The organism is Corynebacterium halotolerans (genome assembly GCF_050107895.1).
GTDB lineage: Bacteria > Actinomycetota > Actinomycetes > Mycobacteriales > Mycobacteriaceae > Corynebacterium > Corynebacterium halotolerans_B.
In genome coordinates this window covers 73,377-87,711 of record NZ_JBNILW010000005.1, presented here as the reverse complement: position 1 = coordinate 87,711, position 14,335 = coordinate 73,377, and the positions used below count along the sequence as shown (strand labels likewise).

At 66.3% G+C, this 14,335-nt stretch carries 14 protein-coding genes, 1 tRNA gene and 1 other RNA gene; 11 read left to right on the top strand and 5 right to left on the bottom strand.

Features of this window, described 5'->3' with window-relative positions:
* Positions 1-31 precede the first annotated feature (31 nt).
* Positions 32-700 carry a hypothetical protein gene (locus tag ACQCVD_RS06685; protein WP_426822944.1) on the top strand — a complete coding sequence of 223 codons (669 nt, stop codon included), beginning with the start codon at positions 32-34 and terminating at the stop codon, positions 698-700.
* On the opposite strand, the gene ACQCVD_RS06680 is transcribed toward ACQCVD_RS06685, so the two are convergent.
* Positions 685-1,194 (bottom strand): LysR substrate-binding domain-containing protein, encoded by a 510-nt coding sequence (locus ACQCVD_RS06680; RefSeq protein WP_426823065.1) that lies wholly within the window; start codon positions 1,192-1,194, stop codon positions 685-687. The two genes, ACQCVD_RS06685 and ACQCVD_RS06680, sit on opposite strands and share 16 nt — an antisense overlap.
* Positions 1,195-1,201: 7 nt before the next feature.
* A complete protein-coding gene (locus ACQCVD_RS06675) occupies positions 1,202-1,624 on the bottom strand; it encodes a LysR family transcriptional regulator (RefSeq protein ID WP_426822943.1) in 423 nt (140 codons plus the stop codon).
* Positions 1,625-1,696: 72 nt separating this feature from the next.
* Between ACQCVD_RS06675 and ACQCVD_RS06670 the strand changes: the two genes are divergently transcribed.
* Positions 1,697-2,956 (top strand): MFS transporter, encoded by a 1,260-nt coding sequence (locus tag ACQCVD_RS06670; protein WP_426822942.1) that lies wholly within the window; start codon positions 1,697-1,699, stop codon positions 2,954-2,956.
* Positions 2,957-3,086: 130 nt separating this feature from the next.
* On the opposite strand, the gene ACQCVD_RS06665 is transcribed toward ACQCVD_RS06670, so the two are convergent.
* Positions 3,087-3,175: transfer RNA gene (locus ACQCVD_RS06665), tRNA-Ser, on the bottom strand.
* 216 nt (positions 3,176-3,391) lie between these two features.
* Between ACQCVD_RS06665 and ffs the strand changes: the two genes are divergently transcribed.
* The 8 genes from ffs (at position 3,392) to ACQCVD_RS06625 (ending at position 10,706) form a co-directional block, all read left to right on the top strand.
* An RNA gene (gene ffs / locus ACQCVD_RS06660) (signal recognition particle sRNA small type) lies at positions 3,392-3,490 on the top strand.
* A 79-nt stretch (positions 3,491-3,569) separates the two neighbouring features.
* Positions 3,570-4,823 (top strand): aminotransferase class I/II-fold pyridoxal phosphate-dependent enzyme, encoded by a 1,254-nt coding sequence (locus ACQCVD_RS06655; RefSeq protein ID WP_426823064.1) that lies wholly within the window; start codon positions 3,570-3,572, stop codon positions 4,821-4,823.
* Positions 4,824-4,866: 43 nt separating this feature from the next.
* The gene (locus ACQCVD_RS06650) at positions 4,867-5,457 is read left to right on the top strand and encodes a suppressor of fused domain protein (RefSeq protein WP_426822941.1); all 591 of its coding nucleotides are present in this window, start codon (positions 4,867-4,869) and stop codon (positions 5,455-5,457) included.
* 55 nt (positions 5,458-5,512) lie between these two features.
* Complete coding sequence (locus ACQCVD_RS06645) at positions 5,513-8,161, top strand: DNA polymerase III subunit gamma and tau (protein ID WP_426822940.1); 2,649 nt, start codon at positions 5,513-5,515, stop codon at positions 8,159-8,161.
* 47 nt (positions 8,162-8,208) lie between these two features.
* Entirely contained in the window at positions 8,209-8,538 is a 330-nt protein-coding gene (locus ACQCVD_RS06640) for a YbaB/EbfC family nucleoid-associated protein (protein ID WP_426822939.1), read from the top strand.
* Between the two features lie 129 nt (positions 8,539-8,667).
* Positions 8,668-9,324, top strand: coding sequence for a recombination mediator RecR (recR, locus tag ACQCVD_RS06635; protein WP_426822938.1), 657 nt, complete (start codon positions 8,668-8,670; stop codon positions 9,322-9,324).
* Positions 9,325-9,514: 190 nt separating this feature from the next.
* The gene (locus ACQCVD_RS06630; protein WP_426822937.1) at positions 9,515-10,000 is read left to right on the top strand and encodes a DUF4383 domain-containing protein; all 486 of its coding nucleotides are present in this window, start codon (positions 9,515-9,517) and stop codon (positions 9,998-10,000) included.
* 127 nt (positions 10,001-10,127) lie between these two features.
* Complete coding sequence (locus ACQCVD_RS06625; protein WP_426822936.1) at positions 10,128-10,706, top strand: hemerythrin domain-containing protein; 579 nt, start codon at positions 10,128-10,130, stop codon at positions 10,704-10,706.
* Positions 10,707-10,863: 157 nt separating this feature from the next.
* Here the strand turns inward: ACQCVD_RS06625 and ACQCVD_RS06620 are convergent, their stop codons facing one another.
* Both ACQCVD_RS06620 and ACQCVD_RS06615 read right to left on the bottom strand, forming a co-directional pair.
* Positions 10,864-11,616 (bottom strand): type 1 glutamine amidotransferase, encoded by a 753-nt coding sequence (locus ACQCVD_RS06620; protein WP_426822935.1) that lies wholly within the window; start codon positions 11,614-11,616, stop codon positions 10,864-10,866.
* Positions 11,609-12,886, bottom strand: coding sequence for a MurT ligase domain-containing protein (locus ACQCVD_RS06615; RefSeq protein WP_426822934.1), 1,278 nt, complete (start codon positions 12,884-12,886; stop codon positions 11,609-11,611). The genes ACQCVD_RS06620 and ACQCVD_RS06615 overlap by 8 nt, the downstream gene beginning before the upstream one ends.
* A gap of 285 nt (positions 12,887-13,171) precedes the next feature.
* Here ACQCVD_RS06615 and ACQCVD_RS06610 point away from each other — a divergent pair, with 285 nt between their 5' ends.
* Positions 13,172-14,059 (top strand): hypothetical protein, encoded by an 888-nt coding sequence (locus ACQCVD_RS06610; protein ID WP_426822933.1) that lies wholly within the window; start codon positions 13,172-13,174, stop codon positions 14,057-14,059.
* Positions 14,060-14,335 lie beyond the last annotated feature (276 nt).

Here is a 14,335-nt window from a genome sequence, read left to right as displayed (position 1 = left end):
GAAAGACCCCACCACTTCCCGGAGGACGGTCATGCACAATAGTCGACTGGTACTGAGCGTGGTTTCCGGCCTGGGCGTGCTGCTGGTGGCATGCAGCGGGGGAGGGGACAATGCGGAGCCGGTGGTGCGCTCCAGCGCCGAGGTGGCTACCGCGGTGGACACCAACCCGGTCACCACTACGGCGCCCACCACCGCCCTGCCGGGTACACCGGAAAGCCCGTCGGGGACTGTGGAAGAACCAGTAGGAGATGTGCTCGCCGTTCTCACGGCCGTCGACCCCGCCCCGTTCCACGGACAGGACCCCGGCTCTCTGGCGGGATACCGTTTCGTCTCGCCCACCGGCAACATCAACTGCCATATCGCCACCATTCCGGCGGCCTGCCACGTGCGGGAGCACGCCCCCTGGCCAGATGTGGAGCGCCGGGCGGACGGGATCAGCGCCGCCGGGTCGAGCACGGTCGGATGGATGGGAGAGATGGACTTGACCGGTCGGCCGATGCATTGGCGTCAGCAGGGGACGTTTCCGGTGACCGGGGTGGGCATTCCCCTGGAGTACGGCCAGCAGATCACGGTGAGCCGCACCATTGAGGGCGTGAGCTCCCAACTCACCTGCGGGTCCCGGTTTTCGGGCATGACCTGCATCATCAATGAGGGGGAGCACGGTTTCACGGTGAGTAGGGAGAACTACGAGAGTTGGTGACCCTGGAGCGGGACCACCGCCGGGGAGAGGGTTCGCGCGGTTTCCGTAACCTTGGTCAACGCCTGCTCCACCAACAGGTTGTCGCTGCTGCCGCGCCGGGTGGCCGCGAGGATGCGCCGGGCGGGCGTCGGTTCGCCCTGCAGCGGCACCCGGGCGACCGGCCAGTGCGGATGCAGCCGGGCGAGCCGGGGCACCAGCATGATGCCGAAACCGTGGGACACCAGGGCGGTGCCGGTTTCCCACTCATCCGCCCAGTGGGCGATGTCGGGTGAGAACCCGGCTGAGGTGCATGCTGCGACCACCAGGTGGTGGTAGGCGCTGCCGAGCCGGCCGACGATCCACGCTTCGTCGGCGGCGTCCGCGAGGTCCACGCGATCCCGGCCGGCGAAGGCGTGTGCGGCGGGGACGATCAGATCCAGCGGGTCGGCCAGGAGGGGACGCTGCTCGAATCTCGGGTCAGTGGACGGGGGAGTGGCGGAGGTGGCGGTGACCAGGGCCAGGTCAGCTTCCTCGGAGAGCAGCAGGTCGAAGCAGCGCGGGTTCGGCCTCGACGACGCGGACCGTCAGGTGCGGGTTGGTGTCGCGCACCAGTGCCGCAGCCTGGGGAAGCAGTTGACTCGCGGCCGTGGAGAAGGCGCAGAGGGTGAACTGCCCGCCGGCGTGCCCGCTCGCCTCCAACACGTCATTCCGAGCTTGCTCCACCTGGGAAAACAGGGTGTCAGCGTGCTGGAGCAGGACGTGGGCGGCGGCGGACAGGCGGATGCCGCGGCCGGACTGCACGAGCAGCTCGGTTCCCAGCTCATCGGCCAGCTGGCGGATCTGGTAGGAGACGGCGGAGGGGGTGTAGTGCAGGGCTTGGGCGGCAGCGGTGACGGTGCCGTGATGGTTGATCATCTGCAGCACTCGGAGACGGGGATCGATCATGCAAAATATTTTAACGGTTCATCCCGAAACTCTTCGCTTCTGCTTATTAGTTTCCGTGGGCACTATAGAGGTATGAGGCAAAGAGTTCAGGGGGTCGCACTCCGGGAGTGGGTGCTTTCGACCGGGTTGAAGTCATTATTTTCCTATCGTCCCAGCCGGGCGGCGTACACCGCCGGCTATCTGATGGTGGTGCTCACCATCGGCGCTTATCTGCCGACTCCGCTGTATCCCGTTTATCAGGCGCAGCTCGGTTTCAGTGATCTGGCACTGACACTGGTGTACTCAGTATTCCCGTTGGTCAGTGCTGTCGCCCTGCTGCTGTTCGGGCCGGCCTCGGACATGGTCGGCCGACGTGCGGTGCTCCGGATTGCCGTTCTGCTGGGGGCGCTGGGGTCCCTCAGCTTTCTGGCGGCCGACGGCCTGGCGTGGCTCTTTCTCGGGAGGGCGCTGCAGGGGGTCGCGCTGGGTGCTGCCACCGGGGCGGCGACGGCGCTGATCGTCGATCAGGCTCCGATCCGGCACCGGCGGTGGACCTCGGCCCTGGCCACCGTCGCATTCCTGGCGGGTACCGCGCTGGGCCCCGTCCTCGGCGGCGCGCTGGCGCAGTATCTGCCGGCACCCGGGGTGGTCCCGTATGTGTTGCACCTGTTGACCCTGGTGCTCGGCTGGCAGTTGGCCTCCCGATTGAGTTCTGCGACCCCCGCCGCCGGACGTCTGGCGGGGTGGCGGCTGAGCCTGCCCCGGATCCCGGCGGCGATCAAGACCCCCTTCCACTTTTCGGCGGTGGTGGGTTTCCTCGCCTGGACCGTGGTCGGTATCTTCCTGTCCACCGTTCCCAGTGTGCTGGAGCGTTCTGCCGGCATCACGAATGTGGCCACCATCGGATCGATTCTTGCGGCGTTGTTGGCCTTCGCGATGGCGATGCAACCCCTGATCCCGTTGCTGGATGCGCGGCGCGCGCAGATCATGGGTCTGATCGGACTGCTGCTCAGTCTGGTCGTGCTCGGGATGCAGCTGGGGGCGTCGTTGCTGCTCACGCTGCTGTCAGCGGCGATAGCCGGTTGCGGCGTGGGGTTGGCCTACGGGGGCTCGGCCGCAGAAGTTGACGCGATCACCGCGCCGGAGCAACGGGGCGGGGTCAACGCCGCCCTTTACCTGGCCTATTACCTGGGATCCGGTGTTCCCGCCGTGGTGTTGGGGCTACTGTCGCTGCGGGTCGGGATGACTGATGCGCTCGCCGTGCTGGTGGCCATCATCGCGGTTGCAACCGGGGGAGCCTGGTACATCTCCCGGTTCGTGCCGCGAGCCCATCAGGTGGACACCATGCTGTGACAGCATTCAAGGCTGGCGGGGACTCCGCTGCCGAGCTCGGCATGGGCGCTCGGTCGGAGAGCCCGGCCGGGTGCGGAAAATGCAATGCAAAAGCGATTAAGCCCCGGTCTTGTGGTCCGGGGCTTAATCGTGGCGGAGGATGTGGGATTTGAACCCACGAGGGTCGTGAAACCCGCACGCGTTCCAGGCGTGTGACATAGGCCGCTAGTCGAATCCTCCAGCGTGAAAACGGTGACGGTATCGCCGCCGCGTTCTCCAGAAACAGTACACAACGCTTTTGGGAATCACCAAATCGCATTCTCGGGGCGACTGGGCCGGGGAGTTTCGGGTCTTCCAGGGGCCGGGGGCATTGTCCGGAAGTGGGACAGTCCTGCGGTCTGGAGCCGTCGTCACCATGGGGTTGGCTCTCCGTGTCCCGGATGCGCTATTATCTTGAGCAGGATCCCGTGCGGCGTCTATCTTGTGAACTCCCCCAGGGCAGGAATGCAGCAAGGGTCAACGAGCTCTAACGGGTGCGCGGGATCCCCTAGACTTCTTCAGCGTCTAGAGTGGAAGCCGACATGTCGAGCACTTGCTGCACCATGGAAGGTAGGCCCACGTGACGCTCAATGATCTGGATCAGGACGCCCTCGCAGAGTTCGCGGCGCAGATCCGCGCCGAATACGAAGACCTCAAGGCGAAGAACCTCAAGCTCAATCTGACCCGCGGCAAGCCGTCGGCAGAACAGTTGGACATCAACAATGAGCTGTTGCATCTGCCGGGGGAGAACTTCCGTACCCAGGATGGCACTGACGTCCGCAACTACGGCAACCTCAAGGGCATCATCGATATCCGCCAGATCTGGGCCGAGCTGCTGGGGCTACCCACCGAGCTGGTCTACGCCGGGGATTCGTCCAGCCTGAACATCATGTTCGACCTGATTTCCTGGTCCTACATCTTCGGCAACAACGATTCTCCGCGCCCCTGGATGGACGAGGAGAAGATCAAGTGGATCTGCCCTGTTCCGGGGTATGACCGCCACTTCACCATCACGGAGCACTTCGGCTTCGAGATGATCACCGTGCCCATGCTCGACGACGGCCCGGACATGGACGCCGTGCGCGAACTCGCGCTCGACCCGCTGGTCAAGGGGATGTGGACCGTCCCGGTCTTCGGCAACCCCACCGGTGTCACCTTCTCGGAGCAGATCTGCCGCGAACTCGCGGAGATGGAGACGGGCGCCCCGGACTTCCGCATAGTGTGGGACAACGCCTACGCGGTGCACACCCTGGGGGAGGAGTTCCCGGAGGTCCACAACGTCATCAAGATGGCCGACGCGGCGGGGAACCCGAACCGCTTCTGGTTCATGTCCTCGACCTCGAAGATCACCTTCGCCGGTTCGGGCGTGGCTTTCTTCGCCTCCTCGCCGGAGAACCTCGCCTGGTACGTCTCCCATGCCAGTGTCCGCGGTATCGGGCCGAACAAGCTGAACCAGCTGGCTCACGCCCAGCACTTCGGCACGGCCGAGGGCGTGCGGGCGATCATGCGCAAGCACGCGGCGTCGGTCGCGCCGAAGTTCGACGCCGTCCTGGACATCCTCGATGAGCGGCTGGGTGGACAGGGCGTGGCCACCTGGACCAGACCGGAGGGGGGTTATTTCATCTCCCTCGACGTCGTCGACGGCACCGCCGCCCGCGTCGTGGAGCTGGCGAAGAACGCCGGTATCGCCCTGACGGAGGCGGGCTCGTCCTTCCCGCTGCACCAGGATCCGAACAACCGCAACCTCCGGCTCGCTCCGACGCTGCCGCCGAAGGAAGAGGTGGAGGTCGCCATGGATGGCGTGGCCACCTGCGTGCTGCTCGCGGCCGTGGAGAAGCTCGGGGCCTGAGCCCCGCCCGCCGGACAAGCATCGACCACCGAAGGGGTATGAGGTGAACCTGGACGAAGCTGCCTACTGGGTCAATTCCCTGTTCCCTGCGGAACTGGAGTTCCACCGCGTCGATGATTTCCACATCGGCTGCGCGGATCTCGGACAGGAACAGCAGCTGGCCTGCACCGCTGACTTCGGTCGCGTGGACACGGGTCTGACAACCACCGAGAACGGCCTGGACTTCGAGGTCCGCAGTGAGCTGTTCACCATCGGCAAGGTGACCGAGCGGCAGGCCGCCGGGGTGCTCGGAGCTGCCGCGGGCTACCTGCGCAGCGCCGCCGGCAAGACTCCCGCCCAGCCGGGCGTGCTGCTGCCGAGCGTGAACATCCTGGCGGGTCTCGGCCCGGAGTTCACCGTCCACCACGGGCTGCTCTCGGTGCCCTATGTCTGGGGGCCGGAGGTCCCCCGGCTGACGGAGCAGGCCGGCGACGTGAACGGCGAGAACACCGGCGCTCGCGGCCGGTTGACGGTCATGCTGCAGCTCATCATGCTCACCGACGCGGAACGCGATTACGCCGCCGCCTACGGCATCGGGGAACTGCAGCAGGAGTTGGCCCGCAACGACGTCGATCTGCTGGACTGGCGGCGTTAGTCACGCCTGCTGGCCGTCTTCCGGGATGTCCGGGGGCGGAGGTAGGCTCAGGGGCGTGGCTCTGTATCGGAAATATCGTCCCGCGTCCTTCGCCGAGGTCGTCGGCCAGGAGCAGGTGACCCGCCCTTTGTCGGTGGCCCTGGACTCCGGCCGGATCAATCACGCCTACCTGTTCTCCGGGCCGCGCGGTTGCGGCAAGACCTCCTCGGCGCGCATTCTCGCGCGTTCCCTGAACTGCGTGGAAGGTCCCACCTCCACGCCGTGCGGGGTGTGCAACTCGTGTGTCTCACTGGCCCCCGGCGGCCCCGGCAACCTTGACGTCACGGAACTGGATGCCGCCAGCCACAACGGCGTGGAGGACATGCGGGAGCTGCGCGACAAGGCGCACTACGCCCCCGCGGAGTCCCGCTACCGTGTCTTCATCATCGATGAGGCGCACATGATCTCCCCGCAGGGCTTCAACGCCATGCTCAAGATCGTGGAGGAGCCGCCGGAGCACCTCATCTTCATCTTCGCCACCACGGAGCCGGAAAAGGTCATCGGCACCATCCGCTCGCGCACCCACCACTATCCGTTCCGCCTGCTCACCCCGGGGGACATGCGGGGACTGCTGCAGCGCACCGCAGCGGCCGAGGACGTGCAGATCGACGACGCCGTCTATCCCCTCGTCATCGAGGCGGGTGGCGGCTCACCGCGTGACTCCCTCTCGATCCTCGACCAGCTCGTCGCCGGCTCCGGTCCGGGCGGGGTCAACTATGAGGACGCCCTGGGTCTGCTCGGGGTCACGGACCTGAAGCTCATCGACGCCGCGATCGATGCGCTGGCCGCCAACGACAGCGCCGCGCTGTTCCGGGTCGTCGATGACGTCATCGAGGCCGGGCACGAACCCCGCCGCTTTGTCACCGACCTGCTCAGCCGACTGCGCGACCTGATGGTCCTGCAGTCCGTGCCCGAGGCCATCGACATGGGACTGGTGTCGGCCCCGACGGCTCGCGCGCAGATCCTGCAGGATGAGGCCGCCAAGTTCTCCGGCGCTCAGCTGGCCTCGTTGGCCGCGCAGGTCAATGACCGGGTCTCGGACATGCGGGGGGCTACCGCGCCCCGGCTGCTCCTGGAGATCCTGTGCGCACACCTGCTGCTGCCGAGTGCCGCTGCGCCCGCACCGGGCGGGGGAGTGGTCCCGGCGGCTCCGGCCAACACCCCGGCCGCACAGGCCACCTCCGCGGCCAACGCCAACCAGGAGGTGCCCCAGAAACCGGTCTACGAACGGCCTTCGCAGCGCCGTGCCCGGGAAGCTGCGGAACAGGTCAGCGAAAAGGCCGCTGAGCAGACCGCGACTCAACAGCCCCAGCAGCCGAAGCCCGAACCCGTCCCAGAGGCACCCCGCCAGGTTCAGCAGGCCCCCTCAAACGTTCCGCAGCAGTCCCAGCAGCCAGCTCCGCAGCAGCAGCCGGGGCGGCAGGAAACCCCGGGTTCCACTCCCGACCCCGTCCGGCAGCAGTCACCGCAATCCAGGCCCCAGCAGCCGGAGGAGTCCCGGGAACCGACGCGCGCGTTCGCCGAGGTCCCCGCCCAGCCGCCGGCGGCACCGCAACCCGGGGAGGCGAGCGAGGCAGGCGGCGTCGACACCGACGCGGTCCTGGCGCAGATCCGCTCAAACTGGGCGAAGCTGCGTGGGGAAGTCGGCCGTCGGAACAAGATCGCGGAGATCATGCTCACCGAGGCGCGCATCCTGGGTATCCGGGAGGACACCCTCGTGCTCGGGCACAACACCGGCGCCCTGGCAGAGCGGCTCAATGAAAAGTCCAAGAATGACGTCATCGTTGCGGTGCTCAAGGATGAGATGGGGCTGAACCTGCAGGTCAACTGCGTGGTGGGCACCAACCCGGAAACGGTCGGTTTTCCGCCGCCGGGACCGCGCCAGAGCACCTGGAACCCGACGGCCGCCCCGTCCCAGAACGCGCCGGCCCCGGGCCAGCGGCAGTCACACCCGGGAGCCAGCTCCAGGGAGTCCGCGGACTCCGGTGAGGAGTCGGCGTCGCCGGCCCCGGCCGCTGAACCCCGACACCACCAGACTCCTCCGCAGCGCCCCGACACGGCCGCCACCGGTGATTGGGGAGCCCCGGCACCGCTGGGCGGGAACTCGAACCAGCAGCCGGCGGCGTCGGAAGGCGGCGCCTGGGGCAACCCGGCACCGCTGAGCGGTACCCCAGCCGGGCAGACGCGTGCCTCCGTCGCCCCTCCGGCTCCGCCCCAGGAGCCGGAGCGGCCGCGCCGCTGGGAGCAGGCGGCGGCACGGGGCAACGCGAAGATGCAGGAGCGTGCCCAGCGCCCGGAGTTCTCCGGTGGGGTGCCACTGCCGCCGGAACCTGATGATCCCGATGACCCCTACGGTTACCCGCCCGATGAGGGGATTCCGGACCGCTCGGTGCCAGTCCGCGCGCCGCAGCAGGCACCCCAGCAGCAGCGCCAGGCGCCGCAGCCTTCGCCGGCGGTCGTCCCGCCGCCGACTCCGGATGGTCAGCTTTCCCAGGTTGCCGCGCCGACGCCCCCGGCCGCGCCCGTCAATCCCGAGGACGCGCGCAATGCGGAAGAAGAGGAGATGGTGGCGGCCTCGCTGGAACCGGGGCAGCTGGACCGCCGTGACGCACAGGCCATCGCGATGGAGTTGCTGGCCAATGAGTTAGGCGCACGTCCACTGTGAACCGGTAGACTGCAGAAGCGAATTGAACTCCATCTGAAAGGCTCGTTATGTCCCAGCCGGATATGTCCCAGATCCTCGCCCAAGCCCAGGAGATGCAGACCAAGCTGCAGGAAGCACAGCAGGAGATCCTCGCGTCCACGGTCACCGGCGAGGCCGGCAACGGCCTGGTCACGGTGGCCATGGACGGCGGCGGAAACATCTCCGACGTCAAGATCGACCCGCAGGTGGTCGACCCGGAGGACGTGGAGACCCTGCAGGACCTCATCACCGGTGCGTTCCAGGACGCCCACCAGAAGGTTGCTGAGCTCGCCGAGACCAAGATGGGCCCGATTTCCCAGGGCTTCGGCAATGATCAGATCGGTGGCCTGCTGGGCTAGATCCCCGCATCATCGGCCGCACCCCGCACCGTCCAGTCCGGTGCGGTGGTGTGGCTGTTTTGACGCTCGTCTTAAGCTGTAGGGAGTTTTACTTCACCGCATGATCTACCAAAGGATGATGGCACCCACGTGTTTGAAGGACCCCTCCAGGACCTGATCGACGAGCTTTCCCGCCTGCCCGGTGTCGGCCCGAAAAGCGCGCAGCGCATCGCCTTCCACCTCCTGCAGGTCGAGCCGGAGGACGTCAACCGGCTGATCGGTGCCCTGGGTGCCGTCCGCGACGGGGTGACTTTCTGCCGGATCTGCTGCAACATCTCCCGCTCCGACGTCTGTCGCATCTGCGCCGACTCCGGCCGTGACCGCGGCACGATCTGCGTGATCGAGGAGCCGAAGGACATCCAGGTCATCGAGCGCACCGGCGAGTTCAACGGGCGTTACCACGTGCTCGGCGGGGCGCTTGACCCGCTGGCGAACGTCGGGCCGAAGGATCTGACCATCTCCACTCTGCTGCAGCGTATCGGTGGGGTGCTGCCGGACCGGGAGCTCGCCGACTCCACCAAGGACACTCCGCTTTATGACGACGCCCCGGAGATCACCGAGGTCATCCTCGCCACCGATCCCAACACCGAGGGCGAAGCCACCGCCTCCTACCTGGGGCGCCTGCTCAAGGACTTCCCGGACCTGACCATTTCCAGGTTGGCATCCGGCATGCCGCTCGGCGGTGACCTGGAATTCGTGGACGAACTGACCCTGTCGCGTGCGCTGAGCGGGCGACTGAAACTTTAAGACCTTGAGTTATAACGAATGTGCACTGTGGTGGCCAACACATAAACCGGGATTTATGCTGACGGTACGGGATCAACGACGGTTCGGATGCCAGGTCCAGACAGTTTAAGACGCGCGGTTGGTATCCGGTGGTTGATCCACTCACCGATCTGACCGATTCCGCGGTCGGCTGAGACAACGAGGAGTCACCATGACTGAACGTTCATCCCTCAGCGCACACTCACCCGCCAACGAGCGCTCCGGGCGCTCCCTGCTCCAGATCATCTCGCTCATCTACGGCGTCGTCTTCCTGCTGGTCGGTGTCGCCGGATTCATCCCGGGCCTGACCCAGAACGTGGGCGAGCTGCAGTTCGCCGGCCATGAGGGCCATGCGATGCTGCTGGGCATCTTTCACGTGTCCATCCTCCACAACATCGTCCACCTGCTCTTCGGTGTCGCGGGCGTAGCCCTGGCCCGCACGCCCGCCAGTGCCCGCCACTTCCTGCTGTGGGGCGGCATCATCTATCTGCTGCTGTTCCTCTACGGTCTGTTCATCGACTACGATTCCGCAGCGAACTTCGTCCCCCTCAGCGACGCCAACAACTGGCTCCACCTCGGCCTCGGCGTCACCATGGTGGCCCTGTCCTTCCTTCCCGGCAGGACCCGTTCGACCCGGGACACATCGACCACCGTTTAGGAGCTGTCACCCGGAAGGCGCTTTCCGGACTCTGTCTGCTGGTCTCCCGTCCCAGCTGCCGGGGCGGGAATCTGATTACACGCGGTCCTGGGCCAGCCCGCCCATGACATGAGAAGGAGAACGCACCATGACCGAATCCCATGATCCGAACAACAGCTCCGACGTCACCGTCATCCTCACCATCGATCACCGGGAGATGCTCGAATTATTCGGGCGGATCCACACCACCACAGATCCGGAGGAGCGCCGCGACCTGGCCGATGCGGGCACCGCTGAAGTCATGCGCCACTCCGTGGCCGAGGAAATGTTCGTCTACCCCGAGATGGAAAAGCACCTTCCCAACGGCAGCGAGGAGGTGGAGCACGACAAGAAGGAACACGATGAACTCGTGCAGGCGATGAAGAAGCTGGAGGGCCTCGAAGCCACGGATCCGGCTTTCCTGGATCAGGTCTCCGAGGTGGAGAAGCTTCTCGACCACCACGCCCACGACGAGGAGGACGAGCAGTTCCCGAAGCTGCGGCAGCATTTCGACCAGGACAAGCTCAACGAGATGGGGGAGAAGGTGCAGCAGGCCAAGAAGGTCGCACCCACCCGGCCGCATCCGTCGGCCCCGCACTCCGAGCTCTTCCACAAGACCGTCGGCGCAGGCGTCGGCATGGTGGACCGGCTCCGCGACAAGCTGATGGGGCGAGAGACCAACTCATAGACCTCCCATCAGACCTGACCCGGTCACCGCGCTCCGTTGGAATGACCGGAGGCGTGGAAAAATATGTCGTGATCGTCGCGGAACTGCGCTGAACCAGTGGTCCTGAGGGCAATCACGACATATTTTTCCGGTGGTCAAGGACCACCACCACTGCGAGCTACTTCAGACGCTCCGCGCGCAGCTGGTTCACTGCCTGGATCTCGAGCGGTTCCAGCTCCGTGAGGGAGATCCCCATGGCCCGGGCCAACAGCAGATCGGCCAACTGCGGGTTGCGGGCCAGCGCCGGCCCGTGCATGTAGGTGGCGATCACGCTGCCCTGCACGGCCCCTTCAGCGTTCTTCTGTTTGGAGTCGTCGGCGATATCGGTGGCGTTGTAGGAGTCAGTGTTGCCGGTGCCCCGGGTCAACCGGCCCAGGGGTGAAGCGTCCCCGCCGAGCAGGGTGGCGCCCAGGTGGTTCTCAAAGCCGCTGAGCGGTTCCGTCAAGTCGGCCGTGATGCCCGCCCGGGTGGGCGTGGACTGCACTTCGCCGATGGCACGGTCATCGAGGGTGACCGTCGTGGCGTCGATCAGCCCCACGCCGTCGACCACCCGGCCACCGGCGCGGAAGGAATCACTCAGAACCTGGAGGCCGGCGCAGATAGCGAAGATCGGGCGGCCGGCGTTCGCCGCGTGGACCAGGCCCCTATCGCGGAGCAGATGCTCGGCGGCCAGCACCTGGGCGGTGTCCTCGCCACCGCCGATGGTGTAGAGGTCCAGTCCGGTGGGGACGGGGTCCCCCAGCTTCACGGTTCTGATCTCGGCGGAGAAGCCGCGCATCCGGGCCCGCTGCCGCAGCACCAGGGCGTTACCGTCATCGCCGTAGGTGCCCAGGACGTCGGGGAGGATCAGCCCGATGGTCAGCTCAGTCATTCGAATTCTCCTTCTCGAGGGCCTTCTTCAGGTCCCGGAACGCCGTGTAGTTGGCCAGCACCTCGACGCGCCCGGTGGGGCAGGCGCGGATTGCGGCGACGGGATCGGGGAGGTGCTGGTGCTCCACCGAGGCGTAGGTCAGCCGGACCGTCAGATCAGTTCCCCGTTCACCCGCGGCCTTGACCGGCAGGGACTCGAAGTCCTCGAAGCGCACGTCCCACAACCAGGACAGGTCCTCGCCGTCGGCGACCTGGCCGTTGACGGCGATCACCAGTCCGTCGGCCTCCCGGTCGATCATGGACAGGGCCTCCTGCCAGCCGGCCGGGTTCTTGGCCAGCAGCAGGTGCACGTCCCGCCCCTCGAAGTGGACGGTGGAGTAGCGTCCGGCCACGTTGTCCACATTCTCGGCGGCGGAGACCGCGGCGTCGAAGGGGACGTCGAAGCCGGCCACAGCCGCTGCGATGGCCTGGGCCGCGTTGCCCCGGTTGGCGCGGCCCGGCAGGTTCAGCTCCAGCTGGGTGGAACCGGCCGGGGACCGCAGGCCGTCGTCTGTGACCACCCAGGTGGGCTCCGGGCGCCGGAATTCCCGGCCGTCGCGCAGCTTCTTCATGGCGTACCAGTCATCGCCATCACGGACGATGTGGCTCTCGGTGCGCGGGCAGGTCACGGAATCACCGACCCAGCCGGCTCCGGCGGAGACCCAGAGGACATTGTCGTGGTCATAGGCGACTGAGGTCATCAGCACGTCATCGCAGTTGGCCACCACCAGCATGCCGGGGTGGGCGTTCACGCAGTCCCGCAGGGCACGTTCGATCTTGTTGATCTCCCCCACGCGGTCCAGCTGGTCCCGGGTGAGGTTCAGCAGGATGAGCAGCTGGGGGTCGAGCCGCTCAGCGACCCTGGGCACGTGCAGCTCATCGACCTCCAGGACCACGTGGCTGGCGGACTTCCCGGCCATGAGGGCGGAGATGATGCCGGCGTCCATGTTGTCGCCACCCTCGTTGGTGGCGACAACATGACGTGAGCGCACCGCCGCGGCGAGCATGCGGGTGGTGGTGGACTTGCCGTTGGTGCCGGTCACCAGTGCTGTGGGGCGACGGGCGCCGAGCTGTTCCATGATGGACGGGTCGATGGCGTTGGCGATCAGGCCGCCGATCATGCCGCCGGCACCCCGGCCCGTCAGCCGGGAGGCGGTGGTGGCCAGTTTCGCCGCCGTGACCGCGGCCCGGGAGCGCAGCCGACGGAAGACGGAGGAAGGTTCAGAACTCATGGGTTCAGCCTAGTCGCTGCCCCTGGCATGGAACGGGAGCGCCGGGCGGACAGCCGGTGGACCATTTCCGGCGGGTCACTATCGGGGGCCTTGGGCCCGGGATATACTTGTCTCGGCGGTGAACTCGACCATCCACTGTCGGTGGTCTCGCCCCATCTCGATCCGGGTTCAACGAAAGGGACCAGCCGCGTGCGCCGAGAACCGGTGGCGTTTCGAACAGGAAAGAGGTCCGCCCGACGAAGTTCCGGGGTGGCCCTGGCGGTCCTTTTGATCCTGATCATTAGTGTGACCATCGGGGTCGCGCTTTTCCGCCCCGGGCCCGGCATCACCACGGACTGCACCGCATACGGCATTCCGGCTGATGATCCACGCGCGGCGGCCCCGGAGATCCAGCTGGTCACTGACGAGGACTCGCCGTCTCCCAGGGCGAAGGACCCCACCACGCGCCGGCCCTGGCGTGAGAACTGGGGAGGCAGCGTGGACGGGGTGATTCTGGGCGAACGGCACCGGGCCGGGGACATTCGCAGCCGGTACCACGTGTTCACCCGCGGCATTGACTTCTCTGAGCCGGTGGGGCTGCTGGTGCGGCTGCACGGCGACGGCGCCGAGGAGTACCACCACCCGGATGGGTTGAGCAATTGCCTGGCGGTGGTCGCCAGCTCCCACAATCTGATCACCCTGGTCCCGCGCTCCCCGGACCTGGTGACCGGGACCTGGTGGGAGGACCTGCCGAGGACGCTGCCCTGGCTCACGGACCTGGTCCGGGAAGTCAGCCGTGACTATGAGGTGGACACCGGGCGGATCTGGTGGATGGGATATTCCGGCGGAGCCGAGATGCTCAGTTACGGCGTGATTCCGACCGCCCCCGAACTGGTCTCGGGAGGGGCGGTGCTGTTGGGCGGAGGCGGTGCGCCCACTGCGCTGGAGCTGACGGTGCCGGCGGAACTGCGGGAGACCATGCAGTTGTCCTGGGTCACGGGCCGCCGCGATGACGGTACGGACCCGCGCGAACCATTCGACGCCATCGAAGCGGCGACGGAGGGGGCGGCCTGGTACCGCGACAACGGCTTCACCGGGGTCAGCACCGAATTTCCCGCGGAGCATGACCACTTCACCCTGCCGCAGGTGGGCATCATGGCCGAGCATCTCGACAGGGACGCTGCCGACAGCTAGTTACCGGTGTTCTCGAGGGGCCATTGCAGAACCTGCACCGTCCTCCTCAGGGGGAGGGGGGAGGGTTTTACACCCGTTTTGGGGAATTAATCTACGTAGTACGTATTACCACTAATTCCGCCATTGATGCGATCATGTTCTTTCAGATTTCCAGGCAAAAGGACATTGTACAGCTCAGGAAATTGGTGATTCCATAGTTTGGGCCTGATTTAATGCTACTTAAATTAAATAGTACTTTTTGGAAACTAGTGCCCCCAAATTAAGGGCTGTTTTAAG